We start from the raw sequence: 12,069 nt of genomic DNA, 5'->3' as shown, positions 1-12,069 counted from the left end.
CATCGGCTGCCTAAGGTCGCCTCCGCTGCCCCGAATCGGGCTTGCGCACCTTGAGGGAGGATCGAGCGATGTCGTACGGGGCCAGCGCCTATGCCCGGGTTTCACAAACGGCGTTGTCGCCGCGCGAAGCGGAAGCCGCCGTGCTGATCAAGGCTGCGACCCGACTTCAAGCCATCCAGTCGGATTGGTCCAATCAGGCACCGGGGCTCAGTGAGGCCCTGAACTTCAACCAGAAGGTCTGGACCATCATCGCTGGGGCCGCCACTGCTCCAGAGAGTCCGCTGCCTGCTGAGATCAAGAACAGCATTGCCGAACTCTCGACCTTCGTCTTCAAACGGATGATCGATACGTTGATCGAACCGACCGCCGAGAAGTTGTCCGCCCTCATCAGCATCAACCAGAATATCGCCGCCGGCCTCCGCATGTAGGCTGACGGCGGCGTGCTCCTGCCGCACGAAAGAGCCCGCCGCTTCCCAGCGGTGGGCTCTTCCGATTCCTGCGGCAAGCTCCGAAATTCAGCGGTTCGTCGACGGATCGGGATTGGCTGGGGGCACCAGCCGTTCCGCTAGCGACTGCTCGTATTGGATCAGGTCCTTGCAGCGCTTCAGGGCTCGGTACAACTCGCCCTGCGCGATGAAATCGTGAATGTCGCGGAGATAGGGCGCCATGCTCGGCGCGGCCGCCATCAACGCATTGGCCTGGGTGATGAACAGGTCCTCCGCTTCGGGCGTGCTGTCCGCAAGATACAAGACCGTCAGAGTGACGTAGAGGCGCTTACAGGCCGTATCGGCCTCGCTCTCCAGGATGATGTCGCTCTCTCGCAGAAACTTTGTCACGGTCTCGATGACGAAGCTGGAGCGACGCGATCCATTGCGAATTGCCGTGCCGCCAATGAGCAGACGCTCGAACGGCTTGAGTTCGATCTTCAGAGGCATGGCGCTACTCGTTGCGGATCTGGGAGCATACTCGCCTAGCATGGTTAACAGAACCTAAATAAGGTGATGCGGGCGGATCGCCAAATAATTGATATATCTTTCTATTTTCAATATTCGCCATGTTTGACCGAGCTCATTAACAGTTCGTTCGCGAGGCTCATTAAGTCGATTGCAAGGGATCGATGGTCATCTGCGGTCGCCTCCAAAAACGGAGGCGCACCGATCAGAATGGATCGACCATCATGTCTTCAGGCGTCACCCTCACCGCTGCCACACGCCAGAACCTGCTTTCGCTGCAGGGAACTGCGGACCTCCTATCCAGCACCCAGAACCGGCTCTCGACGGGCAAGAAGGTCAACTCGGCCCTCGATGACCCGACGAGCTTCTTCACCTCTCAGGCCCTGTCGGGCCGGTCGGGCGATCTTGGTTCGCTGCTCAACGGTATCTCGAACGGCGTCCAGACCATCCAGGCTGCCAACCAAGGCATCACCTCAATCCAGAAGCTGGTCGACTCGGCCAAGTCCACTGCCAACCAAGCGCTGGCCGACAAGAGCTCGGTCACGAACGGAACCCCGGCGACCGCCGCAATCCTGACCGCCGTCACCGGCTTTCAGGGCACCACGACGGCCGCCACCGACGGCACGCAGGACTTCTCCGGCACCCGGAATGCAGTTTTCACTGTCGGCGACGGTACCAATTCGACGACTATCACGCTCGACGCTTCAACGCTGGGCGGTGTCACAAACAATGTGTCCAAGGTCACGGCAGACGACGTCGTATAAGCTATCAATAATCAGATCTCGAACGAAGCTGGGCCTGCTGCGGTCACCGCTTCCAAGACCACGGACGGCCGCATCGTATTCACTTCGAACGCGACAGGCTCGGCTTCTCAGGCCATCGTGACCAACACGACTGGCAACGAGGTCGACATCGGCTTTGGCACTGGAACTGCTGCTCAGACGGCCACGGGTGCAGCCGCGAAGAACAGTGCGACAGCCGCTGTCGTGTCCGGTGAGGCAATCGCTGCCGGGCCCTTCGATTTCTCCGGTGCTGCCCTCGCTCCCACCTTCGAGATTCAGCTCGGCTCAGGTCCCAAAAAGACCATCACCGTCGCCGACGGCGCGACGGCAAACGCGACCACACAGACTGAAATCGCGGCGTCGATCAACGCTCAGCTCAATGCCGATACCGGGTTTGCTGGAAAAGTCTCTGCCAGCTTCGTGTCCAATCGGCTTACCTTTACGACGACTGCAACCGGCTCATCCGAAAGCGTCAGCATCGGGAACGCAGCCGGCTTCAACCTCGGCTTCGGCACTGCTGGTTTGACAGCTGCGGCGAAAGTCGGCGTCGGTGAAGGCTCGGCCAGCGGCACCAACGCGACCCGGACCTCCCTCGCCAAGCAGTTCAACACCCTGCTCGACCAGATCACTCAGCAGGCCAAGGACTCGAGCTACAACGGCATCAACCTGTTGTACCGTTCGGGCACTGACGCGAAGGAAAACTCGCTGAAGGTGACTTTCAACGAGACCGGCTCTTCAAGTCTCAGCATTGAGGGTTCCAAGCTCGACTCGGATGGACTGGGCCTCACCTCGGTAACTGGCGGTTTCCAGTCGGATGATGAGATCAACAAGGCACTGACGGCAATCACCCAAGCCACCAGCCAGCTTCGTGCCCAGTCCTCGACCTTCGGCTCCAACCTCTCGGTGGTGCAGAACCGTCAGGACTTCTCGAAGAACCTGATCAACATCCTCGACACTGGCTCGGCCAACCTGACGAACGCGGACCTCAACGAGGAAGCCGCCAACTCGCAGGCCCTGTCGACCCGCCAGTCGATCGGCATCTCGGCCCTCTCGCTCGCCAACACGGCGCAGCAGGGTATCCTGCAGCTCCTTCGCTAAGGGATGAGCCCGTCGCCGGCCTTCGGGCCGGCGCTTTCTCCATCTATCCATCGAACCGTATAAAAAAGGCCGGGGCTCATCGCCCCGGCCTTTTTTTCGTTTGGGTCGGCGCTTCGGCTCAAGCCGTAAGGTCGAGCGGACGAGCAGATAGCTTGGCCCGGGCCTCGGCTGCCTCGGCATAGGCGCGGGCCTTGAGCACCACCGGGTCCGGCAGTTGTATCACCACGTCACCCGAGGCCGGATCGACTTCCTGATAGATCACTGTCTTGGTGTCCTGGTCGATCCGGATACGCGGCTCCATCGCGGCCTGAGCCGCTCGTGGGGTTCTGGCGTCCTCGTCCGGTTCAGGAGCCCGTGCCGTCCCGATCCGGGCATCGGAACTCTGGTCCTGACTGCGGATATCGACCTTGACCGCAGGCGCAAGGGGAGCTGGAGCCTGGACAGGCTGAACGGGAGAGATCGGGGCCGGCGTTGCGCCGACGACGTAGGATGCTGGCGTCGCGCCTAGGCTGGGGATCGACATCGCACGCTCCTGCGGTCGGCTGTTGCGGTCGTCTTCTAGACACGACGCGCGACGTGAATGGGATCTTAAGGAATCCGTTCGGGCGCGAGGATCTTGATCCGCAAGCTCAAGCCGACAATAAATTCAGCACTTGAATTTTAACGACCAATCAGATCTCGATCGCACCAACTCCGTGAGGGTCGAAGGCTACGCTCTTAATAATCGCGAAGACGGGTGTGCCGGGCGCGAGGCTAAGGTCCTGAACGGAGGCCCGCGTCAGGCGCGCGGAGAGTACGGCACCGCTGCAATCCACCTCCACCAGCACGGCACCCTCGGCCTGATCATGAAGGGCCGAGACGTGGCCGCACAATCGATTGCGGGCGCTCAGGCCCCGCGGATCGTCAAGAGAGAGCAGAACGTCGCGGGCAGGCACGTGGATTCGTACGGTGGTTCCGACCGCCTGGCTCAGACGTGGCACCAGCAGGCGCCCTGCACGGCCGGAGAGACGTGTCAGCCCGGCATTCGGCACGTCCGCCTCCACCACCATGTCGAGGAGCGCGCCGGCCTGGGCGGCATGAAAGGCGCCGAGGTCACCCCGTCGCAGGATGGCCTCGGCGGGTCCGGCGGCGGCGATTCGGCCGCCCTCCAACACCACGATGGTGTTGGCGAGCCGGGCGACCTCGGAGACCGCATGGCTGACATACACGATGGGGAGGCCGGCAATGTCGCGCAGGCGTTCGATCAAGGGCAGGATCTCGGCCTTGCGCTCGGCATCGAGGGCGGCCAGCGGTTCATCCATGAGAAGAAGGCGGGGCCGCGACAGCAGCGCCCGACCGATCGCGACCCGTTGGCTTTCGCCACCGGAGAGACCCACGACCTGTCGGTCGAGGAGGTGGCCGATGCCCAGAAGATCGATCACCGCCCCCGGTTCGAGCCCGGCGGCATCGCGCAGCCCGCGCGCGAACCAGCGCCCATAGGCGAGGTTCCGCCGCACCGAGAGGTGGGGTATCAACCGCGCCTCCTGGAAAACCGTTCCGATCCGACGCCGATGCGTAGGCACATGGATGTTGCGGACCGTGTCGAGGAGGATTTGATCGTCCAGGGCAATCCGGCCCCGGTCCGGCCGAACCAGCCCGGCCATGCAGGCGATCACCGTGCTCTTCCCCGAGCCTGAGCGGCCGAACAGAACGGTCAGCCCAGGAGGCGCCGTGAAGGCCGCGTCGAGGTGGAAGGCGTCCCGCTTGAGGGCGAGATCCACCGTGATCGTCATGCCCCCCCGCCTCCTCTCGCCATCTGCTCATGACCTTGGCCCAGCCGACGCCCGAGCCTGCGGGCGAGAAGCTCCGAAATGAGCAAGGCCCCCATCGAGATGGCCACCGAGATCAGGGTGAGACGTAGGGCGCCCGCTTCGCCACCGGGCACCTGGGTCAGCGTATAGATCGCCGACGGCAGGGTCTGGGTCTCGCCGGGGATATTCGACACAAAGGTGATGGTCGCCCCGAACTCCCCCATCGCCTTGGCAAAGGCCAGGACCGTGCCGGCCAACACACCCGGTAGAGCGAGCGGCAGAGTTACGGTGAGAAAGACGGCGAAGGGGCTGGCGCCCAGGGTCGCGGCGGCTTGCTCCACTCGACGATCCACGGCCTCCAGGGACAGGCGCATGGCCCGAACCATCAGGGGGAAGCCCATCACGGCGCAGGCTAGTGCTGCTCCGGTCCATCGGAAGGAGAGCACGATGCCGAACTCGGCCAGCATGCTCCCGAAGGTACCCCGTCGCCCGAAGGCGAGAAGGAGGAGGTAACCCGTCACGACGGGCGGCAGGATCAGCGGCAGATGGACCAGACCATCGAGAAGCGCACGCCCCGGAAAGCGCTTCCGCGCCAGCACCCAGGCGATCGCAAGCCCTGGGACGAGGCTTGCCAAGGTGGCGACGGACGCGACGCGCAGGCTCAGCGCGATCGCGCTTCCCTCATCTGGAGTCAGGCCGAACATGTCCAGGAGCGGATTGACCAAGGCTCAGTGGACCCGGATCGGACCGGTCAGGTCCGATTCTCCACGCCGATAACTGAGAACCCCTGGCGTTCGAAGAATACCCGTGCGGCCGGACTGCGCAGATAGGCGAGGAAATCCGCTGCGTCCGGGTTGGTTGAAGCCTTGGTGAGGGCGACCGGATAGATCACGGGCGGGTGGCTCGCGGCCGGAAACGCAGCGATGACCTTGACGCTCGTGTCCGAGATCGCATCCGTTGCATAGACGATGCCGAGGGGTGCCTCGCCGCGGGCGACGAGAAGGAGAGCGGCGCGGACATTCTCGGCCTGAGCAACCCGGTCCTTCACGCTGTCCCAAGCCCCAAGCGTTTCGAGGGCGGCCTTTCCGTATTTTCCCGCCGGGACCGCTTCGACATTACCCATGGCGATGCGTCCCTCACCCAGAGCCTTCGTGAGGTCGAGACCCGGCTTGAGATCGACGGTGAGAGACGAGTCCTTCGGCGCGATCAGCACCAAGGCATTGCGCAGAAGGCTGGTGCGGGTCGAAGCCTGAATGCTGCCCTTGCCCGCCACGTAGTCCATCCAGGCAAGATCGGCGGAGAAGAACAGATCGGCAGGCGCGCCAACCTCGATCTGCTTGGCCAGAGCGCTGGACGCTGCATAGGAAATCCTGACGGTCTTTCCCGTGGCCTTCGTCCAGGCCCCGCTAACATCATCCAGCGCGTTCTTCAGGCTGGCGGCCGCGAAGACCACCACCGGCGCCTCGGCACACGCAGGGGTTCTAGCGACTCCCAGGACCAGGCACAGGATCGCACCGAGCCACGCCCGCCGAATCTGCACCATCACCCTGTCTCCCGTTGCCAGCCAAGCCGATCCGGCAGGTCGGCCATAGCATGGTTCGGAACAACGCCGTCAGTTGCCGCGATCTTCGTCCTCCGAGGGCGAGCGCTCCGAGCGGTGCAGACGGCTCAACAGAACCAGCATCGAACCGGGAAGCGGCCCCGTCAGAGTTTCGGCATCCGAAAAGATGCCCCGGTCGCGAACGAGGCGACGGCGGGCCTTGGACCTCTCTGCGAGGACGACCGGCGTTCGACCGCCGGTTCTTCTGATTTTCATACGCACAACGCACGCTCCGAAACCGACGTGAGCCTGGAGAAGCCACAGCAAACGCGGATCTCACGCTTCCGTTCCGGCCAAGCTTCCGCGCCTGGTGGCGGCGGGACGTCGCGGGTGATAGAGCCCCGGGCATGCTCGAAGGCCTGCCCCCCCACCGCCCGACCCATGTGCTCCGCCTCCTCACCGATGAGGGCTCGGCGCGCGCGATGACCGATCTTCTCGGCGAGATGTTCGACCCGACTCAGACAGCGGTCGCCGCCTTCGAGGCGGAGGACGGACAGACGTGGAGGCTGGAGGCCTACTTCGCCGACGCCCCAGACGAGGACATGATCCGCGACTTGATCCGGCCCGTGGTGGGTGAACAGGCGGATGTCGCGAGCTTCGAGACCATCGATCAGCAGGATTGGGTCCGTGCATCCCTGGAAGGCCTGAAGCCCGTGCGGGCCGGACGCTTTCTCGTTCATGGCAGCCACGACCGCGACACGGTGCGGGCGAACGATCTTGCCATTGAGATCGAGGCGGCGCTGGCTTTCGGGACCGGCCATCACGGTACGACACTCGGCTGCCTCAAAGCCTTGGCGGAGATCCTCAAGCGCGGGCGCCCCGCCCACGTGCTCGATGTCGGCACCGGCACCGGCATCCTGGCCTTCGCGGCGGCCAAGGCGCTTCATACACCGGTCATCGCCGGAGACCTCGATCCCGAAGCGGTGACCACCGCTGTCGGCAATGCCCGCCTCAATGGCCTCGGGCCGGTGCTGCGGCTCTACCAGGGACCGGGCGTCCGCCATGCGCTCGCCAATCGACCGCGCCGGTTCGACGTGGTCTTCGCCAATATTCTGGCACGTCCCCTGAAGGGCTTGGCACCCTCCCTCACGGCGGTCGTTGCCGATCAAGGTATCCTGATCCTGTCCGGCCTGATCGAGCGCGACGTCCCGGGCGTCCTCTCGACTTACCGCCACCGCGGGTTTCACCTCGCCCGTCACGGCCTGATCGAGGGCTGGGCCACCCTGGTGCTGAAACGTGGCGGCAGCGCCCCACGTCCGCGTCGAGGCTGGTTGCGGCACTCCTGAGCCCGGCGTAACCCTGGGCGCCATGACCCGCGCCCGTTTCCAGACCTTCGACGATCCGAGCCACAGCCAGGGCGCAAGCCGCATCCGGGCCCTCCGCGAGGCCCTGCGTGCAGCCGGGCTCGATGGGTTCGTGGTCCCCCGTGCCGACGAGCATCAGTCCGAATATGTCGCCCCGCAAGCCGAGCGCCTCGCTTGGCTGACCGGCTTCACTGGATCGGCTGGTACCGCCGTGATCCTGCACGATGAAGCCGCGCTCGTCGTCGACGGACGGTATACCCTGCAGGCGCCGGCTCAGGTCGATACCGCCGTCATCACTCCGGTACCGCTGGCCGAGACTCCCGTCTCGGCCTGGGTCGGCGCCCACCTCAAGCCGGGCGAAGTTCTTGCCTACGATCCCTGGCTTCACACGCCCGACAGCGTGGCGCGCCTGGGGCGAGCAGCGAGTAAAGCCGGAGCGACCCTCCGAGCCGTGGAAGCGAATCCTGTCGACAGCGTCTGGACCGACCGACCCGGCTCACCCGCGGGCAGCGTGGTGGTCCATCCCTTGGCGTTCGCTGGAGAGGCCGCAGCCGAAAAGCTCGGTCGCATCCGTGCTGCCCTGGCTGATGTCGATATTGCGGCTCTGGTGATCTCCGATCCGCATAACCTCGCCTGGGCCTTCAACCTGCGCGGCTCCGATGTAGCGCATACGCCTCTGGCGCTCGGCTATGCAGTGGTGCCGCGCGAAGGGCGCGCCGCCCTCTACCTGACGTCGCCGAATCTCAGCCCGGAGTTGCGCACCGCACTGGAACCTCTCGCCGACCTTCATCCGCGCGCAGCCTTCGAGGATGGTCTCGCCGCGCAGGCGGCAAACGCCGCCCGTGTCAGGCTCGATGCCGGCACGGCGGCCTACGCCTTGAAGCTTCGTGTCGAGGCGGCCGGCGGGGTGGCTGATCTCGGCCCCGATCCGATCACCGCCATGAAGGCCGTCAAAAATCCATCGGAAATCGCCGGCACCCGGGCGGCGCATCACCGTGATGGCGTCGCGGTCACGCGCTTCCTCGCTTGGCTCGATGGCCAAGGCGAGGGGCTGACCGAGATCGCCGCGGTCAAAGCGCTGGAGGATTTTCGTGCGGAGAGCGGCCTTCTCCGCGATGTCTCGTTTCCAACGATCTCGGGCAGCGGCGCCAACGGTGCCATCGTGCACTACCGGGTGAGCCGGGAAACCAACCGACACATCCTGCCTGGCGAGCTGTTCCTTGTGGATTCCGGAGCACAATACGAAGATGGGACTACCGACATCACCCGTACGGTGGCGATCGGCATGCCGTCGGAAGCGATGCAGGATCGTTTCACACGCGTCTTAAAAGGACATCTGGGCATTGCCCGCGCGGTCTTCCCGCAGGGAACGACGGGTGCGCAGATCGATTCCTTCGCGCGCCTTCCACTCTGGGAAGCCGGGCTCGACTTCGACCACGGGACGGGCCACGGGGTGGGGGTCTTTCTGTCGGTCCATGAGGGGCCGCAGCGCATCGCCAAGACCGGAATGGTCGCCCTCGAACCGGGCATGATCCTTTCGAACGAGCCGGGCTACTACAAGCCGGGCGCCTACGGCATTCGGCTGGAAAACCTCGTCCTTGTCGAAACGCGGACGATATCCGGCGGCGAACGGCCGATGCTCGGTTTTGAGACCCTGACGTTGGCGCCCTTTGATCGGCATCTCATTCGCCTCGATCTGCTGACCCCCGAGGAGCGAGCCTGGATCGACAGCTACCATGCGCGGGTATGTGCCGAACTGAGCCCGGATCTGGACGTTGCAACCCGGAACTGGCTCGAGCAGGCCACGCGGCCATTGACCACTGTCGCTTGAGGCAGAGCCGCACCGGGCAGCAGACATGCACCGACTGTGCGACGATCCTGTCGACTCCGCCTGACTGTTCCGGCTCGGAAAAATCGGAGACAGAGGGTCTCGCGGCTTCGGCATTTTGTGCCCGCGTGGAACGGACGTAATCTCGCCGCTTCCGGAACCGAATAGGCCCTGATGATCCGGCTTCTCGCCCTGGCGCTTACGCTGTTCGGTCTCCTCCTTCCTGTCGCGCATGCGCAGGGGTTCAAGGTGCCGACCGACCTGGTGAAGGCGTCCCTCGTTGGGGAGCCTTCTGCGATCCGGCCTGGCGAGCCCTTTACGGTCGGCATCCGCTTGGTGATGCGTCCGCATTGGCACATCTACTGGCGCAATCCGGGGGATTCGGGCCTCGCCCCGGAGATTGCCTGGACCTTGCCCAAGGGATTTTCGGCTGGCCCGATCCAGTGGCCGGTGCCGAGCCGCATCCCGGTCGCGCATCTGATGAATTTTGGCTACGAGGGCGAGGCTGTTCTCCTGGCCGAGATGATGCCACCGGCCACGCTGGCGCCGGGTAAGGCCGTGACGCTGCAAGCCAAGCTGACCTATCTTGTCTGCGAGCGCGAATGCGTGCCTGGGTCGGCCGAGCTTCGCCTGACCCTGCCGGTCGCCGCCAGCGGAACCAGTTCTGGAACGGCACCGGGCGCGATGATGCTGTTTGCGGAGGCTCGAGCAGCCCTGCCGGTTCCCGCGCCTTGGCCAGTTCGCTACGGCAGCGAGAACGGGCGTCTGCAGGTCCACCTTGCCACGTCTTCCGACCTCAGGGCGTCTGCGGTTGCCTACTTCCCCTATGCGGAGACCGCGATCGAGAATGCGGCGTCCCAGCAGGCACGCAGCGATGCCAGCGGGCTGCATATCGATCTGGCACGCGGCGACGCGACGGAGGTCGCGCCGGCAAGCCTGCCGGGCGTTCTGGCCTTCGACGAGACGACGCCTGACGGCGTGGTCCGACGCGCCTACGCGGTCGGGGAGCCACCATCATCTACGGCTCTCGCCTCCACCGCAGCGTCTTCCGCTCCGGCCACGCCGATACCCACCCAGACATCAGAAGACGGGCTAACCCTTTGGAGCGCCGCCGGCCTCGCCTTTCTGGGTGGGCTCCTTCTCAACCTGATGCCCTGCGTCTTCCCGGTCCTGTCGATCAAGGTGTTGAGCCTTGTGCAGCATTCCGGCGAGCCGCTCCGGCGCATTCGGTTGCATGGCCTCGTCTACACCGCAGGTGTCCTGACAGCCTTCCTCACGCTTGCCGGACTGCTGATTGCGCTGAAGGGAGCGGGTGCCGGAATCGGGTGGGGCTTTCAGCTGCAATCGCCGTTGGTGGTCGCAGGCCTTGCCTACCTGTTGTTCGCTATGGGCCTCAGCTTGTCCGGCGTTGTGCATGTGGGTGCGGGGATCGTCGGGATCGGCGACGGACTGAGCCGACGGGCCGGGCTGGAGGGATCGTTCTTCACAGGCATCCTCGCCACCGTGGTTGCAACACCCTGCACCGCGCCCTTCATGGGATCGGCGGTCGGTTTCGCGCTGACGCAGGAGGCTGGTGTCAGCCTGGCGGTATTCGCCAGCCTCGGCCTCGGCCTCGCGCTACCCTTCCTTGTGCTGACGATCTGGCCAGCGGCATTGCAGCGTCTGCCTCGGCCGGGTGCCTGGATGGACACCCTGAAGGGTGCCCTAGCCTTTCCAATCTACGCCACGGTGGCCTGGCTGGTCTGGGTCCTGGCTCAGCAGGTTGGTGCGGCCGGCCTGCTCGCCGCCCTCATCGGCCTCGTCCTCGTGGGATTCGCGGCCTGGGTCTGGGAACGTGGCCAAGCGGCTGGGCGGGTGGGTGGCTGGATCGCACGCGGAACCGCCATCGCGGCGATGGTCGCGCTTGCCGCGCTCATCTTCGGACTCGACCGGGACAGATCCACGTCCACAACGGCGCAGGCGGAGCAGGACGCTTTCAGCCAAGCGCGTCTCGATGGACTTCTGGCAGAGGGCAAGCCGGTCTTCGTGAACATGACGGCAGCCTGGTGCATCACCTGCCAAGTCAACGAGCGCGTCGCCCTGCGATCCGATGCCGTTCAGGCTGGTTTGAAGGCGCGCGGAATTACTTATCTCAAAGGTGACTGGACCAACCAGAATCCCGAGATCACCCGCCTGCTTGAGCGCCACGGACGGAGCGGAGTTCCGCTATATCTCCTGTATGCAGGCTCTAAAGAGCCGACCGTCCTACCGCAGATCCTGACGCCCGGCCTGGTTCTGGAGGCTCTGAGTACGGTGTCTGTCTCAGCCGCCGATCGCAGCGCAGCCCTGAGCACTGGGCCATAGATCGAACCGAGCGTAGGCCAGACTCTGATGCCAGCGGGTATTCCAACGGCCACGCGGGCGAGGCGCGCCCGCTCACGGCTCGCATCGTCGCCGATGCTTTCTGCACCAAGCGTCCCTACAAGGCGGCCATGCCGCATGAGGAGGCGCGGAATTTCATCGAGAAGGACTGGGGCCGTCACAACGACCCGGCCTGCGTCGACGCCTTTCTGACCCGTTGGGAACAATGTCGTTCGGATCGACGAAACGCCAACGTCACTCAGTGAAACGTTCCCCGGCATGACCAAGCCTTGGCTCCATATTCCGGAATTGCCGCGCGAGAGTCCCTGCCAAGCTGCCTAACCCCGCCGGGACGGCACACCATCGGAATCTGT

Annotated in this window: 10 protein-coding genes and 1 pseudogene; 6 read left to right on the top strand and 5 right to left on the bottom strand. The window is 64.6% G+C overall.

Annotation, left to right across the window (positions count from 1 at the left end; translation table 11 throughout):
• Positions 1 to 68: 68 nt before the first annotated feature.
• Positions 69 to 428, top strand: coding sequence for a flagellar biosynthesis regulator FlaF (gene flaF / locus ASF60_RS00910; protein WP_056178871.1), 360 nt, complete (start codon positions 69 to 71; stop codon positions 426 to 428).
• 87 nt (positions 429 to 515) lie between these two features.
• On the opposite strand, the gene ASF60_RS00905 is transcribed toward flaF, so the two are convergent.
• Positions 516 to 935 (bottom strand): flagellar biosynthesis repressor FlbT, encoded by a 420-nt coding sequence (locus ASF60_RS00905; protein WP_056178867.1) that lies wholly within the window; start codon positions 933 to 935, stop codon positions 516 to 518.
• Positions 936 to 1,177: 242 nt separating this feature from the next.
• Here ASF60_RS00905 and ASF60_RS25395 point away from each other — a divergent pair.
• A pseudogene (locus ASF60_RS25395) lies at positions 1,178 to 1,570 on the top strand (flagellin N-terminal helical domain-containing protein); the annotation flags it as partial.
• Positions 1,571 to 1,834: 264 nt separating this feature from the next.
• Complete coding sequence (locus ASF60_RS25390) at positions 1,835 to 2,833, top strand: flagellin (protein ID WP_244478283.1); 999 nt, start codon at positions 1,835 to 1,837, stop codon at positions 2,831 to 2,833.
• A 118-nt stretch (positions 2,834 to 2,951) separates the two neighbouring features.
• Here ASF60_RS25390 and ASF60_RS23325 read toward each other — a convergent pair whose 3' ends face one another.
• From ASF60_RS23325 to modA, 4 genes are all read right to left on the bottom strand, one after another.
• Complete coding sequence (locus ASF60_RS23325) at positions 2,952 to 3,356, bottom strand: hypothetical protein (protein ID WP_082503915.1); 405 nt, start codon at positions 3,354 to 3,356, stop codon at positions 2,952 to 2,954.
• Between the two features lie 148 nt (positions 3,357 to 3,504).
• Positions 3,505 to 4,605 (bottom strand): molybdenum ABC transporter ATP-binding protein, encoded by a 1,101-nt coding sequence (modC, locus tag ASF60_RS00890; protein ID WP_056178862.1) that lies wholly within the window; start codon positions 4,603 to 4,605, stop codon positions 3,505 to 3,507.
• Positions 4,602 to 5,327: a molybdate ABC transporter permease subunit gene (gene modB / locus ASF60_RS00885; protein ID WP_056179963.1), complete on the bottom strand. Its 726-nt coding sequence runs from the start codon at positions 5,325 to 5,327 to the stop codon at positions 4,602 to 4,604. Before modB ends, modC begins: the two co-directional genes overlap by 4 nt.
• Before the next feature lie 47 nt (positions 5,328 to 5,374).
• Positions 5,375 to 6,166 (bottom strand): molybdate ABC transporter substrate-binding protein, encoded by a 792-nt coding sequence (gene modA, locus ASF60_RS00880; RefSeq protein WP_056178859.1) that lies wholly within the window; start codon positions 6,164 to 6,166, stop codon positions 5,375 to 5,377.
• A gap of 404 nt (positions 6,167 to 6,570) precedes the next feature.
• Between modA and ASF60_RS00875 the strand changes: the two genes are divergently transcribed.
• From ASF60_RS00875 to ASF60_RS00865, 3 genes are all read left to right on the top strand, one after another.
• Entirely contained in the window at positions 6,571 to 7,509 is a 939-nt protein-coding gene (locus ASF60_RS00875; RefSeq protein WP_056178856.1) for a 50S ribosomal protein L11 methyltransferase, read from the top strand.
• A 22-nt stretch (positions 7,510 to 7,531) separates the two neighbouring features.
• Entirely contained in the window at positions 7,532 to 9,358 is a 1,827-nt protein-coding gene (locus tag ASF60_RS00870; protein ID WP_056178852.1) for an aminopeptidase P family protein, read from the top strand.
• 171 nt (positions 9,359 to 9,529) lie between these two features.
• Complete coding sequence (locus ASF60_RS00865; RefSeq protein ID WP_056178850.1) at positions 9,530 to 11,698, top strand: protein-disulfide reductase DsbD family protein; 2,169 nt, start codon at positions 9,530 to 9,532, stop codon at positions 11,696 to 11,698.
• Positions 11,699 to 12,069 lie beyond the last annotated feature (371 nt).

Source organism: Methylobacterium sp. Leaf113, from assembly GCF_001423325.1.
Classification (GTDB): Bacteria; Pseudomonadota; Alphaproteobacteria; order Rhizobiales; family Beijerinckiaceae; genus Methylobacterium.
Note: the sequence above shows the minus strand (reverse complement) of the source record. Positions and strands in the feature narration are given on the sequence as shown.

Bases quoted from the DNA above. Each gene is read 5' to 3' on its own strand.
- flaF (WP_056178871.1), top strand. From the start codon at position 69: ATGTCGTACGGGGCCAGCGCCTATGCCCGGGTTTCACAAACGGCGTTG.
- ASF60_RS00905 (WP_056178867.1), bottom strand. From the start codon at position 935: ATGCCTCTGAAGATCGAACTCAAGCCGTTCGAGCGTCTGCTCATTGGC.
- ASF60_RS23325 (WP_082503915.1), bottom strand. From the start codon at position 3,356: ATGTCGATCCCCAGCCTAGGCGCGACGCCAGCATCCTACGTCGTCGGC.
- modC (WP_056178862.1), bottom strand. From the start codon at position 4,605: ATGACGATCACGGTGGATCTCGCCCTCAAGCGGGACGCCTTCCACCTC.
- modB (WP_056179963.1), bottom strand. From the start codon at position 5,327: ATGTTCGGCCTGACTCCAGATGAGGGAAGCGCGATCGCGCTGAGCCTG.
- modA (WP_056178859.1), bottom strand. From the start codon at position 6,166: ATGGTGCAGATTCGGCGGGCGTGGCTCGGTGCGATCCTGTGCCTGGTC.
- ASF60_RS00875 (WP_056178856.1), top strand. From the start codon at position 6,571: ATGCTCGAAGGCCTGCCCCCCCACCGCCCGACCCATGTGCTCCGCCTC.
- ASF60_RS00870 (WP_056178852.1), top strand. From the start codon at position 7,532: ATGACCCGCGCCCGTTTCCAGACCTTCGACGATCCGAGCCACAGCCAG.
- ASF60_RS00865 (WP_056178850.1), top strand. From the start codon at position 9,530: ATGATCCGGCTTCTCGCCCTGGCGCTTACGCTGTTCGGTCTCCTCCTT.